General features: G+C 48.2%; 12 protein-coding genes. 8 read left to right on the top strand and 4 right to left on the bottom strand.

Annotation, left to right across the window (positions count from 1 at the left end; translation table 11 throughout):
* Positions 1-41: 41 nt before the first annotated feature.
* From ACO08K_RS06850 to ACO08K_RS06835, 4 genes are all read left to right on the top strand, one after another.
* Entirely contained in the window at positions 42-491 is a 450-nt protein-coding gene (locus tag ACO08K_RS06850) for a hypothetical protein (RefSeq protein WP_421795645.1), read from the top strand.
* A 73-nt stretch (positions 492-564) separates the two neighbouring features.
* Entirely contained in the window at positions 565-1,566 is a 1,002-nt protein-coding gene (locus tag ACO08K_RS06845) for a FecR domain-containing protein (RefSeq protein WP_421795644.1), read from the top strand.
* A 98-nt stretch (positions 1,567-1,664) separates the two neighbouring features.
* Positions 1,665-4,370 (top strand): TonB-dependent receptor plug domain-containing protein, encoded by a 2,706-nt coding sequence (locus tag ACO08K_RS06840; RefSeq protein ID WP_421795643.1) that lies wholly within the window; start codon positions 1,665-1,667, stop codon positions 4,368-4,370.
* A 146-nt stretch (positions 4,371-4,516) separates the two neighbouring features.
* Entirely contained in the window at positions 4,517-6,685 is a 2,169-nt protein-coding gene (locus tag ACO08K_RS06835) for a glycoside hydrolase family 9 protein (protein WP_421795642.1), read from the top strand.
* 274 nt (positions 6,686-6,959) lie between these two features.
* Here the strand turns inward: ACO08K_RS06835 and ACO08K_RS06830 are convergent, their stop codons facing one another.
* Together ACO08K_RS06830 and ACO08K_RS06825 are read right to left on the bottom strand one after the other, a co-directional pair.
* Entirely contained in the window at positions 6,960-7,715 is a 756-nt protein-coding gene (locus ACO08K_RS06830) for an SDR family NAD(P)-dependent oxidoreductase (protein WP_421795641.1), read from the bottom strand.
* Between the two features lie 333 nt (positions 7,716-8,048).
* The gene (locus tag ACO08K_RS06825) at positions 8,049-9,779 is read right to left on the bottom strand and encodes an IlvD/Edd family dehydratase (RefSeq protein ID WP_421795640.1); all 1,731 of its coding nucleotides are present in this window, start codon (positions 9,777-9,779) and stop codon (positions 8,049-8,051) included.
* A gap of 223 nt (positions 9,780-10,002) precedes the next feature.
* Between ACO08K_RS06825 and ACO08K_RS06820 the strand changes: the two genes are divergently transcribed.
* The 4 genes from ACO08K_RS06820 to ACO08K_RS06805 all read left to right on the top strand — a co-directional run bounded on the left by ACO08K_RS06820 (position 10,003) and on the right by ACO08K_RS06805 (position 15,085).
* The gene (locus ACO08K_RS06820) at positions 10,003-10,980 is read left to right on the top strand and encodes an SPFH domain-containing protein (protein WP_421795639.1); all 978 of its coding nucleotides are present in this window, start codon (positions 10,003-10,005) and stop codon (positions 10,978-10,980) included.
* A 344-nt stretch (positions 10,981-11,324) separates the two neighbouring features.
* The gene (locus ACO08K_RS06815; protein WP_421795638.1) at positions 11,325-12,779 is read left to right on the top strand and encodes a DUF5723 family protein; all 1,455 of its coding nucleotides are present in this window, start codon (positions 11,325-11,327) and stop codon (positions 12,777-12,779) included.
* A 978-nt stretch (positions 12,780-13,757) separates the two neighbouring features.
* Complete coding sequence (locus ACO08K_RS06810) at positions 13,758-14,390, top strand: sensor histidine kinase (RefSeq protein ID WP_421795637.1); 633 nt, start codon at positions 13,758-13,760, stop codon at positions 14,388-14,390.
* Between the two features lie 5 nt (positions 14,391-14,395).
* The gene (locus tag ACO08K_RS06805) at positions 14,396-15,085 is read left to right on the top strand and encodes a LytR/AlgR family response regulator transcription factor (protein WP_421795636.1); all 690 of its coding nucleotides are present in this window, start codon (positions 14,396-14,398) and stop codon (positions 15,083-15,085) included.
* Positions 15,086-15,102: 17 nt separating this feature from the next.
* Here the strand turns inward: ACO08K_RS06805 and ACO08K_RS06800 are convergent, their stop codons facing one another.
* A complete protein-coding gene (locus ACO08K_RS06800; RefSeq protein ID WP_421795635.1) occupies positions 15,103-16,587 on the bottom strand; it encodes a hypothetical protein in 1,485 nt (494 codons plus the stop codon).
* A gap of 723 nt (positions 16,588-17,310) precedes the next feature.
* Positions 17,311-19,872: an alpha-glucan family phosphorylase gene (gene glgP / locus ACO08K_RS06795; RefSeq protein ID WP_421795634.1), complete on the bottom strand. Its 2,562-nt coding sequence runs from the start codon at positions 19,870-19,872 to the stop codon at positions 17,311-17,313.
* Positions 19,873-19,946 lie beyond the last annotated feature (74 nt).

The raw sequence follows: 19,946 nt of genomic DNA, 5'->3' as shown, positions 1-19,946 counted from the left end.
AAACAAAACCCGCTGGCTTATCCCAGTAAAAGCAGGAATCAATGCACAAGCTCATTATAGTGTCATTATTGTTAATCACGAGTTTTTCTTGTACCAAAGACGAAATCGCTACGGTAGATACTGCATTACAACCCTTGTTTGACAGTTTTGCCGTTGAAGCCCAAACACGAGGACTAAACCTGGACATGACCCAATACAGTGGGATTTTTATGGAACTGGAAGAAGCCAATGTTGCGGCCAAATGTCAAACGATCTCCAACGGCACCAAAAGAGTGGTCGTGGATCAAAGCTTTTGGAATTCGGCCAGTGCCCTACAACGAGAAATGGTGGTTTTTCACGAATTGGGACATTGCGTGCTCAATCGCGCCCACCTGGATGACGCCCGTACCGATGGCGCTTGTGTCAGTATGATGCAGAGTGGACTCGGTCTTTGCAAAATGAGCTATACGAACCAGACGAGAAGCGCTTATTTAGATGAGTTGTTCAAATAATGTTTTTAACTCAATCCTGCACTTCGGCTTCGCTCAGTGACCGAATTGAGTTAAAAACCCAAACCCTGAATATGTGAAATCAGAAACCTTTACATCTTACACTTCCCTGGACTTTGCCCAGGAACCTTCCTTCATCCGCTGGGTCAGGGCCGGAGATGAAGAAGCTGCCGTTTTTTGGCAAAACTGGCTGCAAGAGCACCCGGAAAAAGCCACTGAGGTAGCGGAGGGCCGCCTGCTTGCCGCTGCTTTGCGTGTACAGGAGGAGGAACCTAGCGCCCTGCAGTTGCAAAACCTGTGGAACCGGATTGATGCTGCTACTGCCGAAAAAGCAACAGTTGCTGAAGATACCCCCATTGTACCAATCAGTGGCGGCGCCAAAATTCGGCCCATGCGCCGTTGGCTCAGTTATGCCGCTGCGGCCTGTGTGACCCTGTTGCTGGTAGCCTTTTTTTACAACCCTACCCGCAGCATCAGCGCTGGCATCGCCGAACAAAAAACGCATCAACTGCCCGATGGCTCCAGCGTGGTGCTCAATGCGGCTAGCAAGGTGAGTTACCATCCCTTGCGTTGGGGCTTGGCGCGCAAAATCGAATTGGAAGGTGAAGCCTTTTTTAAAGTCACCAAAGGCCGCCGGTTTGTAGTCAATACAGCAAAAGGTGCCGTGGAAGTGCTGGGTACCAGCTTCAACGTACGGGTACGGGGCAACTCTTTTGCGGTAGCTTGTGTTACGGGTAAAGTGAGGGTGTCCAATCCAAGAGGGGAGCAAATTTTAACTCCAGGATTAAATACCCAAACCAACGAAAATGGGGATTTGGTAGCTCCTTATACCCTGAATACCCAGGCTACTGCAGCCTGGCGAGAAGGCAAGTTTTATTTCAACGATGCTCCGCTGCAAGAAGTATTCGAAGAAATCCAACGGCAATTCGAGGTGAGGGTACAAACCTCACCCGAGATCGCCAATCGTAAAGTGACGACTTATTTTGAGGGCAATAACCTCGATTCTGCTTTATACAACGTGTGCTGGCCATTGAGATTGGAAACGAGCGTACGTGGAAACCTGATTATTGTAAAATGAGTTGAGAAAGTTGAAGCATTCCACTCTTGGCACTTCGACTCCGCTCAGTGACCGAGAGTGGAATGCTTCAACTTTCTCAACCTTAACTAAAAACAACCATGCCCATCAAAACGCTGGTCGTATGGCTTGTCTTTTCCTTTTTCTCCTGCACCTTGGTGGGCCAGTCGCCCTATGCCTTTGTTGAAAAATTTCAAAATACCCCACTTGAACAAGCATTCGATATTTTAGCCAAAAAGCACAACCTCAAATTCTCCTACGAAAACCTGACAGTAGCCAATATCCGCGTTTCCAAAAGGATCAATGCCAAAGATTTATCAACGGCGTTAAGCCAGTTGTTGGCAGGGCTGGAATTGGAATATCACATCACCGGAACCGGACAAATTTTGGTGCGCAAAGCCTTAAGTGAATCCGAACTCAGCGTGAGTGAAGTGAAAATAAAAGTACCACGTAAAGTCAACGGCGTCCTTATCGATGCCTGGACGCAGCAGCCACTGGCTTATGGCCACGTGCTTTGTGGTCAAGGCGATGGGGTGATCAGTGATGAAAATGGGCGTTTTGAACTTACCCTGGAGGACGGAACTGCCACTACTGAAGTAGCCGTCCAGTACCTGGGCTATCAAACCCGAAAAACGTGGATCAACCCAGGTACCGAGCCACTCGACCTCAAAATAAGACTCACCCCGAAGATAGAACAACTTCAGGGAATGACGGTGACCGCACGTTTGCCCGCCATATCCAACAAGTTGCTGGATGACGCGACGGTGTTGCACGGCCCAGCCTTGCAACGTTTGCCGTCTTTTGTCAACGGTGCCGATGTCATGCGTAGCCTGCAATACTTGCCCGGGGTAAGTGCCCACGATGACCTTTCAGCAGATCTGAACATCCGTGGAGGTAGTGGAGATGAAAACCTGATCATCCTGGATGGCATCACCTTGTACAATGTGACCCACTATTTTGGCATTTTCAGTATCGTCAACCCGCACATGGTCGACGAGGTGAAGGTGTACAAAAATGCCTTCCCCGCAGAATATGGAGGCCGCACTTCTTCGGTGGTAGACATCCGCTCGGCTCAACGCAACCAGGGGGATACGAAAGCACTAGCCATCGCTGATGTAAATCTCATGACCAGCAGCGTCTTACTGGATGTACCGCTGGGAAAACAATTTCGGGTAATGGCGGCTGGGCGGATCACCAACCAAAATCTGGCCAACAGCAAGTTGTTCAATTTGCTCAATTCTGAGGTAAAAGACACCCGTATTTTTGATGCAAGGTCTAGTTTGGCAAGCATAAGGGAAGTGGTATCCCAAAAGCCAGAATTGCGTTTTTTTGACGCCAACCTCAAGGCAAGCTGGCGCCCTTCCGCTCGTTTTAGTGCTGATTTTAATTATTTCAGCGGAGCGGATAAATATGCTTATGCCTATACCCGCACAAGCACTCAACTCATCAACAACCGCAGAGAAACCTTGAACGAATCCTACGATGAAGAAGCCGATTGGTTCAATCAGGGTTTTGGTTTGCAACTGAATCAAAGGTGGAGCACCCGCTTCAATTCCAACCTAAACATTGCCTTTTCAGAATACGGCATCAGCCGGGATTTTTCCCAAAAATCGATCTTCCAAGTTGGCAATCGACTGCGGCCCAATTTTATATTTACCAACAACCACGACAACCACATCAGTGGCCTGGACATCAACTGGAAAAATGAATTGCAGTTGCGGGCAAATCAAAAACTGGTGTTTGGTTTTGAAAGCATCGACAACAAGTCTACCCTCTATCTTAAGGATGGGAAACTGGCTTCATTGGACCTGGATGACCGTGGCACACAACAATCGCTATATGGGGAATACCAGGCTAATCTGGCGGATTCAACCTTGAATTTCAGCTTTGGATTGCGCGGCACCCGCTACAATGAGAACAATTACCTCTCGCCGCGGCTTGGCGTGTTTGTAAAAGTATCGGACGAGTTTCGTTTAAAGGTTTCCTGGAGTATTTACCAGCAGTTTTTATATCAGTTTTTCCACGAGGATATTTACGGCCGTTCTTATCCTTATTGGGTTTTGGCCAAAGGGGACCCACGTTTTCCAGTGACTACCGCGCACAATACCATGCTGGGTGCCAATTTCCGGAAAGGTAGCTTTGAACTGGATGCGGAGTTTTATGTCAAAAATACCAACAACATGGTGGAGCACGCCCGTACCCTGGTGGCACTGCCCGATTCTTTTGAGTACAAATTCACCACCTTTCAGGGTACTGGAAAAACAATAGGCTTAGACCTTTTACTTAAAAAATCCTTCCCCCATTTTGATACCTGGATCGCTTATACCTTGAGCAAAAGCAGCCAAAGTTTTCCCAATATTGCGAATGGCAGGTGGTTTGCATCACCCAACGACCGCCGCCACCAACTGAAATGGATCAACCAATACAACTGGAAAAAATTTGATTTTTCCTTGGCTTATGTTTTTGCTTCGGGTCGCCCGTACACCGACTTGTCCAAATTGAGCGAAACACCACCGACCGATCGGGGTACAATCACTCCCGAAAGCCGTCTTTCCTACCTCGATGACTACCACCGTGTCGACCTGGCAACGACTTATTCTTTCCACATCGGCAAAACCAATGTGCAGGCCAATCTCAGCTTCTTTAATTTGCTCAACCACCAAAACGTGAAGTACCGCCAGTACATCTATTCCTTTGTACCTGCCGATCCGCGTACTGGGCAGACCAAGCCGCAGAATACGGTGCAGGGATTGGAGTTGCAGTCTTTGGATTTTACGACCTCGATGGGGGTGGTGGTGCGGTTTTGAAGCGAAGCAACAATTTTTTAAATCAGTTCCATTTCTTTTAAAAAGCGCGTATCTTGTTGTCTCGTACAATCCACTAGCTGCAATTTTTTTGTGCCAGGTATCTAGCCTTTAGCTACCATGACACCTCATTTATTCAACCCAAATCCATGCGCAGCTTCCTGTCTCTAATTGTTTTTTTCGCTAGCCTTTCCCTTTGGGCAGGCCCGGTCAAAACCACCGAATTCATCAAAGTGGACCAATTCGGCTACTTCTGCCAATCCAAAAAAATGGCCGTCATCGCTGACCCCCAGGCGGGTTTCAATGCCAGCGAAACGTTTTCTCCCGGACTTGGCAACAACCAATACCAGGTTCGCCGCTGGGACAATGATCAGATCGTGTTCAGTGGCACCCTGCAGGTCTGGAACAATGGCAATACCCATAGCCAATCCGGCGACCGGGGCTGGTGGTTTGACTTCAGCACCGTCACCACGCCCGGCAGCTACTACATCTACGATTTGGCCAATCAGGTCGGTTCCTTTCGCTTTGAAATCGGCGATCAGGTGTACGATGAAGTACTGCGCCAGGCGGTGCGGATGTTTTTTTACCAAAGAATCAACTTCGCCAAAAACACGCCCTATGTGGATGCCAAATGGGTGGATGGCGCCTGTTACGGCGGCCCCAATCAGGACAAGGCCGCCCGGAGCCGTTACGACAAAAGCAACCCCGCCACCGCCCGCGACGTGAGTGGCGGTTGGTTTGATGCAGGTGACCCCAACAAGTACACCACCTTTACTTTTGACCCCTTGCTCAACATGTTGGAGGCTTATCGACTCAATCCGAAGGTATTTAAAGACAATTACAACATCCCAGAGTCGGGCAACGGGATCCCAGATTTACTAGATGAAATCAAATGGGAACTGGATTGGCTCAAACGCATGCAAGACGCCACAGGTACCAATGGTTTGATGATCAAGGTGGGCGTTGACAATTTTAATGAAGTGCCCGCGCTGCCCAGTCTGGATACCCGCCCACGCTACTGGGTAGGGGAATGCACTTCGGCTACAATTACCGGAGCGGCCATCTTCGCCTGCGCCGGGCAGGTGTACAAATCCTTATCCGATCCCGCCCTGCAAGCTTACGGCCAAGACCTGATCGACCGTGCCGTCAAAGCCTGGGCCAGAGCCCTGGTGACTACCCAAAACCTGAGCACTTTTGAAACCGCCTGCGACGACCAAAACATCACCTCCGGCGATGCCGATCGGGATGCAGGTAGCCAATTGGGCAATGCGGTAGCTGCTGCGATTTACCTGTTCGAAGCTACGGGAAACGCGGCTTACAAAACCCACATCGATGCCCACTTTGACAAAATTCGGCCAGTAAATGAAAATTATTGGCACCCGTATAACATGGGCGTTTGTTTTGCCTTGCTCAAATACGCCGGAATGCCCAACGCTTCTTTGGCCGCGATCAGCAAAATCCGCAGCCAGAAGGCCGGCATGAATTACGCTTTTTCGATCAACAACTATCAAAACAGAAGTGACCTTTACAGGGCATACATGGAGGATTGGGCGCACCACTGGGGCAGCAACAACATCCGCTCCAATTCCGGGCTGCTCAACCTGGATTTTATCCATTTTGGCATCAATACCCCCCAGCATGCCCTTTATCAGGAGGTAGCCGAGCAATACCTCCATTGGCTGCACGGGGTGAACCCATTGACGATGATCATGCTCAGCAACATGTATGGGTATGGAGGTGAAAAATGTGTGAACGAACTGTATCACCATTGGTACAAAGACAAGTCGGATTGGGACAATGCCCTGACCTCGCCCAAAGGCCCACCACCGGGCTATCTGACTGGCGGACCAAACAAGGATTTTTCGGTGAAAACCATTTCTCCACCTGCTTCCCAGCCACCACAAAAGAGTTACAAAGACTGGAACTTCAGCTGGCCTGAAAACTCCTGGGAAATCAGCGAGCCCGCCATTTATTATCAGGGGGCTTACATCGCGCTGTTGAGTCGGATCATTGGTGCGGGATCGGGGTGTAGCCCGGCTACTGGTTTGGAAGATGTAACCAGGTTGGATATGCGGATGCAGATAGTGCCCCAGCCCAACCAGGGCGTATTTACTTTGGTGTATGAGGCGGAAGAGGCTGGCGCTAGTATCCTTCGCTTTCGCGATGTACAAGGACGTTTATTGTGGGAAAAAAAGGTGGATGTGCTGTCTGGAGAGAACCGGCTTCAAGTGACGGTAAACAAAGTTCCAGCGGGAATGTACCTATTGGAGCTGCGTACGGAGAGTGGGGTAGGGGTGAAAAAGGTGTTGGTGGAATAAAGTAGGGGCAGCCCTAAGTGGCTGCCCCTACTTTATGTTTTGGCAGGCCGATCGTTTTTATCTTTAGGCACGATGCGGAGCCCCGCTAGGGGCGTAATATGGGTAGTGGTGGTTTCCGGGTTTTCCCGAGTCCCGTAGGGACGAAATGTGGGTATTATGCCCCTTTTGATACCCACATCACGTCCCTACGGGACTCGGAAAACATCGGGGCGTTTTTTGCTACCCATATTGCGCCCCTAGCGGGGCTCGGAGTGCACGAAAAAATCGGATCACCTCAGGGCTGCACACTCACCGCCGTCCAACCCCCATCCACTACCAAGGTCTGCCCGGTAATGTGCCGAGCTTGTGGCGACACCAAAAACAAAGCCGCTTCTGCAATGTCCAATGGACTGGCAGGCCGCCCCATTGGGGTGATATTAGACCAAACCTGATCGTATTCCGGATCGTTGAGGGTGCGTTCGGTAGCAGTTGCTCCCGGAGCTACGGCATTGCAGGTGATGCCATAAGGTGAAAGTTCCACGACCAGGTTTTTGGCCAAAATCTGGATTCCGCCCTTGGTCATGGCATAGGCACCCAGGTTTTTGTGCGCCTGGACTCCGACCACTGAGGACATCAGCAACAGACTTCCACCCTCGCCCTGGGCGCGCATTTGTTTGGCGGCAATTTGTGCCAGAAAGAAGGTTCCCCGCATATTGAGGTTCATCACTTCTTCAAATTGGGTGGGCTGGAAGGTCCAAAAATCCCCGAAATGGGTAATGCCTGCATTGGCAATGGCGATGTCCAGGCGGCCAAATTCTTTTACGCAGGTTTGCACCATACTTTCAATAAAGGCAATCTGGCTTGCATCTCCGGCGCAGGCCAAACAATTGCCTCCTTCCCAACGGATTTCTTCCGCGGCGCATTCGGCCAGTTCGGGGTCGCGATCATTGAGCAAAACTGCCGCCCCCCGCAGCGCCAGCTGTCGGCAGATTTCGTAGCCGATGCCTTGCCCGGCACCGGTAACCAAAGCAACTTTTCCTGTGAATGGCATGGGTAGGGTTGAAAAGGGTTTTAGGAGATACAGGATTCAGTCGACACTTCGACTGAATCCCGGAAATTTGTTTACTAGGCTTGAGGCGAGTTAATTATCAAGTAATTGGGTAATCTTAGGCATAAGGACCAGCGGCAGAGCCGCCAAAACGTCTGTAGCTTAAGGAATGAAGATAGATTTTAAGGTACGTAGTACCGCAACTGTTGCCATTTGTTTCGGTACTACGTACCTTAAAAGCATTGTACGGTCTAAATGCTACAGACGTTTTGGCGGCTCTGCCGCTGGTCGTTGCTTCTAAGTTTGTAACTTATCGATAACCAAATCGCCTCAAGTTTAATGCGAGTCTCTCGTCACAGAATCGCCCGATCCACCTTTGAGGAAGTCCAGATCCGCTCCCAGGTGAGATTGGGTGACGTGTTGCTGGTACAAATGCACGTACCCTCTGGCTTCAAATGCAGGTGACTTCCAGGCTGCTCTGCGTTTTTGTAATTCTTCCTCGCTTACTTCCAGGTGCAGGCTGCGGGCATCGACATCCAACTCAATGAAGTCTCCGTTTTGTACCAAAGCCAGAGTACCCCCTGCCGCCGATTCCGGCGAAACGTGCAGTACCACGGTGCCAAAGCCCGTTCCACTCATCCGGCCATCGGAGATGCGCACCATGTCTTTTACACCTTTTTCCAATAACTTGACCGGTAAGGCCATGTTTCCAACCTCGGGCATCCCCGGGTAGCCTTTGGGCCCTACGGATTTGAGCACCATGACACAGGTTTCATCAATATCCAGCGCTGGATCATCGATACGAGCATGGTAATCTTCAATGTTTTCAAAAACCACGGCCCGGCCCCGGTGTTTGAGCAATTCTGGAGAGGCTGCCGAGGTTTTGATAACGGCACCATTTTCAGCCAGGTTTCCTTTGACAACGACTATCCCTGAAAGTGGGTTGATGGGTTCCTCCAGATCTCCAATTATGGCCTTGTTGTAGTTGTCAAATTCCTGAGCGTTGTCGGTGATCGGGCGACCATTAACCGTAATGGCTGGGTGCAGTAGGTCTCCCATTTCCCGCATCAGTGCAGGCAAACCACCAGCGTAATAGAAGTCTTCCATAAAGTATTGGCCGGAAGGTTGCAGGTTGGCCAAAAGTGGAACGCCGCGGGAGTGTACGTCAAAATCATCCAGGGTAAGGTCAACCCCAATCCGCCCGGCCATGGCCAGCAAGTGAATCACGGCGTTGGTTGAACCACCTATGGCTGCATTGACCTTGATGGCGTTTTCAAAAGCCTCGCGGGTGAGGATATCAGACAAACGTAGATTTTCTTTCACCATTTCCACGATGCGCATACCGGAGTAGTGTGCCAGTACTTTGCGACGGGAATCTGAAGCAGGAATGGCGGCATTGCCAGGCAGAGATAAACCAAGAGCTTCCACCATACAAGCCATAGTCGACGCAGTGCCCATGACGGCGCAGTGCCCACGGCTACGCCCCATACAGGCTTCGGCTTCGCGGAATTCTTCGGCGCTCATTTGTCCCGTTTTGTAGGCTTCGTTGAAGCGCCAAACATCCGAAGTACCGATGTCGCCGCCTTTGTATTTGCCCGTCAGCATAGGCCCACCCGATACTACCAGTGTGGGAATGTTGACACTACAGGCGCCCATTACGAGGGAAGGAGTGGTTTTGTCACAACCACACAATAGCACCACGGCATCCATTGGGTTGGCTCGAATTGATTCCTCCACATCCATACTGGCCAGGTTGCGGTACAACATGGCGGTAGGTTTGATGAGGGTTTCACCGAGTGACATGACCGGGAATTCCACAGGAAAACCACCAGCCTCATAAATGCCATGTTTGACCGATTCGGCCAATTCGCGGAAATGCGCATTACAAGGGGTAAATTCCGACCAGGTATTACAAATGCCAATGACGGGTTTGCCTTTAAATTCATGATCAGGGATGCCCTGGTTTTTCATCCAGGCGCGGTAAATGAAGCCGTCTTTCCCTTTTTTTCCAAACCAGCCCTGGCTACGCAGAGCGGATTGATGTTCTTCTGAGTTTTGTTTGTTCATGCTTTTCTTGCGCTAATGTTTGGCAATAAAGATAGCGGGCAAAGATGATCGGACGAAAAAATAGCCAAGAAAATTAGGAAAAACTTGATTCTTATCGATAATAATTGACTATCTGTGGCACAATCGGCATATTTGCAAGCAAGTGTGTTTGAGTAAAAAACCTAAACCATGTTAATCCCACATTTTTTTCATAAATTCATGCCAACAAAAAACCTGAAGCAATATGGGTATCCTTTTTTATGTCCTAATCCTTTTCGCTTTGTTCCTGTTTTTCTCCGGTATTTTCACCGTAAAACAGCAAACGGCTCTGATGATCGAACGTTTTGGCAAATTCCACAGCGTACGGACTGCGGGCCTGCAGTTCAAAGTTCCCTTCCTGGACCGCACGGCGGGCCGCATCAACTTGAAAATCCAGCAATTGGACGTTGTTGTGGAGACCAAGACCAAAGACAACGTTTTCGTCCGCTTGAAGGTTTCGGTACAATTCAAAGTGCTGGAAGACAGTGTTTACGATGCTTTTTACAAACTCCAGAACCCTACCGAGCAAATCACAGCCTATGTTTTTGATACCGTTCGGGCGGAAGTACCCAAAATGCGCCTGGATGATGTGTTTGAACGCAAAGACGATGTTGCCCTGGCCATTCGCCGTGAGTTGGAAGAGGCCATGAATGATTACGGATATGGCATCGTCAAGGCCCTGGTAACGGACATCGACCCCGATCAGGCTGTCAAAAACGCGATGAACCACATCAACGCTGCTGAACGCCAAAAGCTGGCAGCAGAATATGAAGCAGAATCCGAACGCATCCGCATAGTGGCTCGCGCCAAAGCCGAAGCCGAATCCAAACGCCTGCAAGGTCAGGGTATTGCCGACCAGCGTCGGGAGATTGCCCGTGGCTTGGAGGAATCAGTGGATTTGCTCAACAAAGTGGGCATCAATTCTCAGGAGGCTTCTGCCTTGATCCTGGTTACCCAGCACTACGACACCTTGCAACAAATTGGCCAGCACAGCAACAGCAACCTGATTTTGTTGCCCAATGCGCCCACCGCGGCTGCTGACATGTTGACCCAAATGATCACTTCCTTTGTGAGTACCCAGGAGTTGGCGGAAAAAATGAAGATCAAAAATCCGCCGCAGCAAAAGGTCAAAACATTGGATGCGCCCAAAGAAGAAATTTACCTGGAAAAGGAACAACAATAATGTTGGTAGGGCTGCCTCTCTTACAAAAATGAGGCAGCCTTTTTTATTTCGATTGAAACCAAACACAAGACCAGGCCACTTAATAAACATAGGTAGATAAGAGATACAAATCAACTACTTGAAATATTCTATTCAGAAGCGCCATGCTGCTTGTCATCCTTCTCACCTAAGGGGAAACAACAAAAAACCGTACACTATTAATTTATTTTTTTTTAGATTCGTATCAAATATTTATTAGAACTCCACCAAAAAGTCTCTTTGACCTCATTCTGAATCTGGGTTTATTGAATTTTCAATATCAAACCCCACCTATTCAGCGTTCAACTCAAAACGAAGCATCAAATATGAAAAACCTGCAAATATTGCTGTTGCCCCTTTGTATCCTGGCAGCAATATCCAGTTCGGGCCAGGAAGCCCTCGGTTTACGCCTACAACAATTCACTGGCATCAACAGTACCTTGCTCAATCCGGCCCTAGGTGCCTTATACCACAAGAAATGGGACTTGAACCTGGTCGAAACGGTTAATTCTGTGAGCAACAACTACGCCTTCCTGGAAAATTCCAAAGCAGGCGAATTCAGTAGATACCGTAACATTCAGAACCTATACAGCCGCCCGGATATACCCGCTGACCGTACGCCCGGACCGAACAGCCTGGTTTTGGATTATTATACCCGCAATAGCTCTTATTATGGTGATGTGACGGTAAACGTGTTGGGTCCATCTTTTTTGGTTCGATTGGGCCAACATGGCATTGGCTTCACCACTCGGGCCCGGATGGAAATGGAAACCATTTTCCCCACCGATCTGGGGTATTACACCTACATCAACAACAGGGGCAAAGTCAATATGACGCCCTCTCACGTCAATGGAATGGCCTGGCGGGAATGGGGGCTGCATTATGATTACAGCATTGGTTCGGCTGATGATCGTCGACTTGCGCTGGGCTTTAACCTGCGGTATCTGCAAGGTTACGAAGGGCTCACGATTTTCAATGAGCAATTCAGTTACCAGCAAATCCGTACGGATAGTTTTGAAGTGAGCCCGGGCGCGGCTACCTTGGCTTTCACCAGAGGCAATCTGGGTGCCGATGCCGATACTCCTTACAAACTGCAACAGCAAGGGAAAGGCTGGGGCCTCGATCTTGGGCTTGTTTACGAGTACGTTGGGGAGCGTTGGAACTGCAATGCGGGGATTGCCCTCAACGACCTGGGAGGGATTCGTTTTCGGGATAGCGCACAATTGTACCAGTTTCGCAATGTCGGGACCCTTATTTTTGATACCGACCCTTATACCAGCTGGACTGGACCGACTGACTTGCCCAACAAGGCTGCCCAATTGAGTGAATTGCTCAGTGGTGATCCAAATGCAGCTTTGATTGATTCCTCCTTTATGGTAGGTTTACCGACTAATCTGGTCTTGCAGGCCGGTTTTTACAAAACGGAAGGTTTGCGCTTTTTTGCCGTGTATCAACAACCCTTGGCATTTCGAGACAACCAACTGCACAAAGCCAGCACCCTCTCGGTAGTGAGTGGTTGGGAAAACAATTGGGTAGGGGCGTACCTGCCGCTTACGCTGTACCGCTGGCAGAAGTTGCGCCTGGGTGCCGCAATTCGCCTGGCTTTTTTAACCATCGGTACCGATAATCTCATTCCCTGGATGAGCCGGGGCAATCTTTCTGAAGCGGGTTTTTATGCTGCGTTAAAAATTAGTCCCTGGCCAAAAAACTGGTTCAACGGAGGCAAAGGGCGGGGTGGTAAACAAAAAAGTGGACGCGGGATGGATTGTTATGATTTTTAAAGTGCAAAGTGATTTTATCCCAAAAAGTGCTTGATTCAGCCCATTTCTCGAATGCAATGGGCCGAATCTCTATTTTTACAAAAAAAAGAAATGGGGACAGCGACTATACGTAATTGGGGGTATTTATTATTGACCAGCATACTGCTGGCTGTTATTATGTTGGCTACAAGTTATGCTGATTTTAACCTGGCTGAGAATCAGTGTATAGATTGTATTACGCACCAATATGACTACCTGAAAAATGAGATTCTTCCCACCTTTTTGTATTGGCTTGGAGGTTTACTTGCAGCTACTGTATTCCACCAATTCGTGACCCCTTCAATTGTGCGCCAACAGTTGGCCCAAAAATTTGGAGTACTTGCATTTCTGTCTACTTTTTTGAGTTTAGGCCTAATCCTGGCTGCTGCGATGGCTTATGGGTATTTCAATATTGACTTGTTTCGATTTGACTATGAGGAAGGCCCTAATGCTTTTCCTTATTTCAGAACATTGTATGTTTTTCAGGATAGTGTAAAGTTGTTATCAGCCATTCTATTGTATGAGGTTTTTGTAGAAGCCTATATATTTTTAACAGCAAGTGCAAGGAAGAGTCGTAGTTTACTTTTAACAGCTTTATCTGAATTCCTGCTGGGGTTTGTTGTCTTAACCTTGATTTGGTATTGCTTTAGAGCAATTTATTATGTAGTGTATGGTAAGCCTGATTGTAACAATTGTGATGCAATTAGTATAAGTTGGTATTTTATTCTTCCCATCCTGATTTTACATTTACATTGGTTCTATCGGGTGATTGATATTATTAAAAGAGGATTTGGTCAGGAAAATCGCATTTATCTATGGGAAGCAGCCATAGCGCCATTGATTACTGTAGTTTATTTTGTAACTGTGGGTAATGGTGGCCCCATTTCTCTTGAGTTTATTTCTTTATGTTTTTTTGTTCCTTGTATTTTGGGAATCGGAAGTGCTTTTTTACGTTCAATTTTGATCAGCGAAAAACGTACTTTCCTCACTGAAGTCTCCCAAACCTCCGCCGAACTAGGCGCCCTCCGCGCTCAAATCAATCCCCACTTTTTGTTCAACGCCCTTAATACCCTTTACGCCATTGCGATGAAGGAAAACAGTGAAAAAACCGCCGATGGCATCCAAAAACTGGGAGACATGATGCGCTTCATGTTGCAGGAAAACCACCAAAATCGCATCCCTCTGGCCAAAGAGATTGAGTACCTCCACAACCTGATTGAAATTCAACAATTGCGCCTGGACGACAACCAACAAATTGACCTCAAAATCAACTTACAAAACCCTGATCGGGAGGTATTCATCGCTCCGATGTTGCTCAATCCATTGGTGGAAAACGCCTTCAAACACGGCATCAGTTTTCGCAATGCTTCCTGGATCTACATCACCTTGACGCACGATCCCGAACATATCTTTTTCAAGGTGCACAACAGTTATCACCCCAAAAGTGAATTGGATCCCGAAAAAGACAGCCACGGCATTGGACTCGATAATGTGCGCAAACGCCTGGACCTCTTGTACCCGGACAAACACCAATTCAGCATTCAGGTCTCTGAGCATGATTATTTCGTATCTTTAATCCTCACCATTGTGTAGCTGCCATGAAGTTAAGTGCCATTGCCATCGACGACGAGCCCAAAGCCCTGGAGGTTGTACAAATGCATGCTGCTAAGGTGCCTTTTTTGGACCTGCGCGCCAGCTTTGTCGATGCTTTTGAGGCCTTGCCTTATTTGCGCCAGAACAAGGTTGACCTGCTGTTTTTGGACATCAAAATGCCGGACATTTCCGGGATAGAGTTTGCGCAAATCCTGAAAAATGGCCCGCTGGTGGTGTTCACAACGGCGTACAGTGAGTATGCGGTGCAAGGGTTTGATTTGGACGCAGTGGATTACCTACTCAAACCTTTTTCCCTGGCCCGTTTCACCAAAGCCTGTAATAAGGCCCTGGAAATGAAAAATGTACGCGGGGAAGAAACTCCAGACTTCATTTTTCTAAAAACAGGTTACGAAGAAGAAAAGGTTTACCTCAAGGATATCCTCTACATTGAAGCAGCCGGAAATTACATGACGTATGTGTTGAAAGAGCGCAAATTGATGTGCCGCCAAAACGTGCCAGAGGCGCTGCTAGCCTTGCCAGAGCATGATTTTGTGCGGGTGCACCGCTCTTTCATTGTGGGCGTGAAACACGTGGGCAAAATCGCACGGCAGCAGGTATGGGTGAATGGGGTGGAGATTCCGGTAGGGGCTTCGTATGAGGATGGGGTGGCGCGGATTCGGGAAGTGTTGAGTTAGGCTTATTTTTTCTCCTGCTATTTGTGTGCTTCTCGCCGCATCCTTTCCACAATAGGCTCCCCCGTCAAATGTAGAGCCACCCAGCCTCTGAGCAGCGTCGCAATTTCCAATAAACTATTGTTGCTATCCGCCAAGTACTGTTCCATCTTTTGCCAGATGGGGCGTTTTTCCCGTTCGGGGGCCCGATTCAGGGTGCGTAGAAAACCGAGGATGGTTTGTTCAAAATCTTCCAAAAAGCTGATCTCTTCTTTGTCCATCAAACGGTCACTAGAACGCAGGGCGTTTTCAAAATCGTCGTGCTGCAACTCGTACATAGCCATTACCCGCAACAGTCCGGCAATCACCCGGGCATCCTGGCGGTCTTTTACCTGGTGTTGACGAACGAGTAATTCGCAGGATTCGAGGCATTTCTGGTAGGTGCCAGCGATGAATTGCAGGATGGCCAAATTGATGTAAAAGTGAAATTGGCCGGAAATGGTGATGTCGAAACGTTGAATGCCAGCCTTGATTTTTTCGGCCATTTGATCCAGCCCTTCAATGTTGCCTGTGTTGGTGCGCAGCAACAGATCAGTGCCGACGCTTTTTCGAAACCACCAAGCTTCTTCATGTGCGGACTGGGGTTTGTATTGCTCCAATTGCTGTTGGAGTAGGGTAGCTTCCCTATAGTCTTTTTGTTGAATGGCTAAAGTAAGGTGATTGGCCAAATCGTTGATGTAGGAAAAAGGCTCTTCATCCTTCAACACCGGGAATGCTTTCCAGAGGGCCAGGCCTTTTTTGCCTTCAGCATAAGCTTGATTTAGCTCACCTAGATAATAAAATAAGACAACCCGGATTTGAAAACAAGCTAGTTGAGCCCTAATGGCTTGAGGAGTACTTGTTTCATCCAACAGATCGGCAAATTGGCTACGCAATCGCTCGGCATCAGCACGGTTTTCACTGCGCATGACTCGATTGGTTTCTACTATAACTTTGTCGCTGTTGCTTATCGCCCAAAATTCTTCCTGCATTTGTATTTCCAAAAAACGCTGGGCTTCGGTCAGGGCCAGCAAAGTCGTCTCTTTGCCCTGAGTAAAGGTTCTGCGTAGCAACTTGCGGTACTCTCGATTGATTTCCAGTAAGGATAGCGTGTCTTTGGCGGATTCGGCCATCTCCCTGGCTTCGTCCAGACAATATTCAGCCTGCTCGGGCAACCCGACATCCAGCAAATAACGTGCATCGATGATTTTATCCTTGATTTGGCTGTACAAAGATCTTTTGCTACGGTAAGCACGCATGCTACGCAGAATGGCCTCATAGAGGTAGGCGCGGGTATCGGCCAGGCGTTTGTCAAATACTTTTCGCAGTTTGGCTTCATCCAGTTCCTCCATTTTATTGAGCATTTCAAACAAGTCTACATAGTCAGCCTGGACTTTTTCGCCACTGAGTTTTTTGGAATTGACTTTAAAATAGCGCTTTTCCGCGGGCGCCATTGCCTGGATTAAGCTGAACAAATCGTCTTTCATAACCTGTGTGGACGTTTTGGGAGAGAAAATATTTTTTTTTCATTTTTTTTCTCCCCTTCTGAAACTCGAAACTAAAAACTTGGGATTTAGTCTAAAAAAATAAAAGATACGAGAAAAATAAAGTCGAAAGATATTAAAAATGAACGATTTGTGAATTGATAGATCACATTTGTTTTACCGAAGTACCTGTTTAATCGGTGCTTTTTTGCTCGTCTGAATTCCGATTTTGGGGCACTTGGTGGTTTTCCTGGGCAGGGCTTTCGGAATACCTTTGAATCGTGATCAGAAAGCAAGATACACGAACATACTATGAGAAATTTACAATCGCTAAACTCCAGGTTTTTTTTATCATTTTATCCCAAAACAACGCATATCAAAACACCTAAAAACCCGTTTGACGGCCCACGAGCAATCGTGGGCCAACCCCAGAAAATCTCAGTTAATTTTTAACCTAAAAAACACCTAACACCTATACACCTATTTATCCCTACTCCGGTTGACGTACTTTACCCCTGGTTCGCGGGGATGAATGTCCCCGCGAAAAAAGAAAACCCCTAGTTAGTGATTTTAACCTGTATGGACGAACGTATTATGAAAAGCAAATGGCGAACGGGGACTCCGTTCGCCATTTCTTCTTTATCGATCTTGCGATCGATCCCACGGATAAATCCATGGGGCGATTATGTATGGTGGCCTCCCACGGCTAAAGCCATGGGTTGGCGTTTACAACCATTTAATCAGGCCTAAATCCTGGCGGTGTGGCAGGTTTTCGTGTTTTGGATACAATCGGAAACCGTATTCGTATACACCCGACATTTGTGGGTTGATTTCAGAGCTGAAGGTCGCAATGTCACCTTTGCCATCGGTCAATTCCAGCGGGAAGGTGCTACGCAGCTCCAGTTCTGTTTCACTTTTGCGTTTGAAAAACAGAATCTCTACACCCAGGTTTTCTGCTTTGACCCCGTTGCAATACACCTTTACACCAACATTGAAGCTTTCGCCGAGGGTCAAAGAGTAATTGTCGGTATCAAAAATATCGCGGTCAACCAAGTGGATACCTGCCCAACGTTGTAACATCAGTTTTTTCCAATCCGCCATTACTTTGGCGTCCTTGAACTGGTCTTTTTTGAATTGACCACCCCGCTTGGCTAATTTGTTGTAGAAGCGGGAGAAATAGTCGTCCATCATTCGCTTCATCGTGAACAGCGGTGCCACCTTGGCAATGATGTTGCGAACGTATTGTACCCATTCTTCGGAAATGCCTTCCGCGTTTTGCTTGTAATAGGTTGGGATGATGTCTTCCTCAAACGTATTGTACAAGGTTTCAGCGTCCAACTCATCTTGCAAAATAGGATCGTCATAGGTGTTTTCCAAGGGAAGCGCCCAGCCTGAATCGGCACGATAGCCCTCGGCCCACCAGCCATCCAGCACGCTAAAGTTCATGACCCCGTTCATGGCGGCTTTCATTCCGGAAGTACCCGAGGCTTCCAATGGACGAGTTGGGGTATTGAGCCAAATGTCGACACCTTGAACCAACAAACGCGCCATTTCCATATTGTACCCTTCCAAAAAGAGGATTTTTCCGGCGAATTCAGGGCGTTTGGAAATGTTGACGATGTCTTTGATCAATTTTTGACCAGGGTGGTCCGCAGGGTGGGCCTTTCCCGCAAAAATGAACATCACCGGGCGTTGTTTGTCCCCTACCATTTGGGCCAGACGTTCCAGGTTTTGGAACAACAAATGGGCCCGTTTGTAGGTAGCAAAACGACGGGCAAAACCAATCACCAGTGCATTTTCAGGGATGTTGTTCAACACCTCAAAGATGCTACCGGGCTTTTCCCCACGGCGGGTTAATTCGGATTTGAGTTTGTCTTTTACATAATGCAAAAGGCGGGTTTTTAGCTTTTTGCGAATCTCCATGATCCGCGCTGCCGGAATTTTTTGAATTCCTTCCCACAATTTCAAATTGGACTGGTCCTTGATGAATTTTTCACCACAAAATTCTACATACAACTTGTGCCATTCATTGGCAATCCAGGTTGGATAGTGCACGCCATTGGTTACAAAGCTTACATGCAATTCCTGGTGGTTATAGCCAGGAAACATGGGCTTGAACATCTGCTGCGAAACCAGTCCGTGCAATTCACTTACCCCGTTTACTTCCTGGCACAAGTGGATGGCCAGGTGGCTCATGGAGAAAGGTTCGTCATTGTTGTGCGCGTCGATGCGACCCAGGGCCATAAAATCGTGCCAGGTCAGGCTCAATTGGTGGCAATATTCCGAAAGGTATTTGCGCAACAAATCCTCCGTAAAGTAGTCGTGCCCGGCAGGAACCGGGGTGTGCGTAGTGAACAAGGAGGAGGAGCGAACTACTTCCGTTGCCTGTTGGTAATTGAGGTGGTGGTTGCGAATCAGTCCCCGCGTGCGTTCCAGCGTCATAAAGGCAGCGTGACCTTCATTGCAATGGTAAATGTCTGCATCGAACCCGAGTGCTTCCAAGGCACGCGTTCCCCCGATCCCCAAAAGGATCTCCTGTTTGAGGCGGTGTTCTTTGTCCCCGCCATACAGGTGGTGGGTAATGCTGCGGTCCTCCCAGTTGTTTTCGTTGAGGTCGGTGTCCAACAAATACAGTGGAATCCGGCCAACGGGCAATTCCCATACTTTGGCAAATACCTGACGACCAGGCAGGTCAATGACAATCTTCAGCCATTCCCCATTTTTGTCCCGTACCGGATGCATTGGCATTTTGGTGTACTCCTGGGGTGCGTAGTTGTTGACCTGATCACCATACAGAGAAATACTTTGCTCAAAATAGCCATAACGGTACAACAAACCAATCCCCGCCATATTGACGTTTTCGTCACTGGCTTCTTTCAAAAAATCACCAGCCAAGACCCCCAAACCACCGGAATAAAGGCGCGCCGAGATGTGCAAACCGAACTCCATACTGAAGTACGCAATCTTGGGCGATCCAGCTTTGGGTTCTTCAGCCAGGTATTTTTTGAAGGAAGTATGGGCCTTGGTCATCAGGCTCATAAAAGCCTTATCTTTCAACAACTCTTGGGCTCTATCCATCGAGAGTTGATCCAGTATTGCGATCGGATTGTAATTGAGGGCTTCCCATTGCTCCGGGCTGATTTGTTTAAACAGCTCAGTAGCATCATTACTCCAGGACCAACAAAGGTTGTTGGCCATTTCCTGTAGGGGTTCGAGTTCTTCTGGCAAGCGTGATTCAATAAAAATGCGCTTTAGTTTGACTCCGCCGTCATTCAAATGCTCAACCATAAAATTTCAATTTTGTGAACAATAACACGCCCGCAAGGTAAGGCTAAAATCCTGAATTTTGACATACCTTACCC

The sequence above is a fragment of the Haliscomenobacter sp. genome (assembly GCF_965225875.1).
Lineage (GTDB): Bacteria > Bacteroidota > Bacteroidia > Chitinophagales > Saprospiraceae > Haliscomenobacter.
This window is presented reverse-complemented; position numbering and strand designations above follow the sequence as displayed.

Coding starts and splice junctions, on each gene's coding strand:
- ACO08K_RS06800 (WP_421795635.1), bottom strand. CDS start 16,587: ATGAAAGACGATTTGTTCAGCTTAATCCAGGCAATGGCGCCCGCGGAA.
- ACO08K_RS06830 (WP_421795641.1), bottom strand. CDS start 7,715: ATGCCATTCACAGGAAAAGTTGCTTTGGTTACCGGTGCCGGGCAAGGC.
- ACO08K_RS06825 (WP_421795640.1), bottom strand. CDS start 9,779: ATGAACAAACAAAACTCAGAAGAACATCAATCCGCTCTGCGTAGCCAG.
- ACO08K_RS06850 (WP_421795645.1), top strand. CDS start 42: ATGCACAAGCTCATTATAGTGTCATTATTGTTAATCACGAGTTTTTCT.
- ACO08K_RS06805 (WP_421795636.1), top strand. CDS start 14,396: ATGAAGTTAAGTGCCATTGCCATCGACGACGAGCCCAAAGCCCTGGAG.
- ACO08K_RS06835 (WP_421795642.1), top strand. CDS start 4,517: ATGCGCAGCTTCCTGTCTCTAATTGTTTTTTTCGCTAGCCTTTCCCTT.
- ACO08K_RS06815 (WP_421795638.1), top strand. CDS start 11,325: ATGAAAAACCTGCAAATATTGCTGTTGCCCCTTTGTATCCTGGCAGCA.
- ACO08K_RS06840 (WP_421795643.1), top strand. CDS start 1,665: ATGCCCATCAAAACGCTGGTCGTATGGCTTGTCTTTTCCTTTTTCTCC.
- ACO08K_RS06820 (WP_421795639.1), top strand. CDS start 10,003: ATGGGTATCCTTTTTTATGTCCTAATCCTTTTCGCTTTGTTCCTGTTT.
- glgP (WP_421795634.1), bottom strand. CDS start 19,872: ATGGTTGAGCATTTGAATGACGGCGGAGTCAAACTAAAGCGCATTTTT.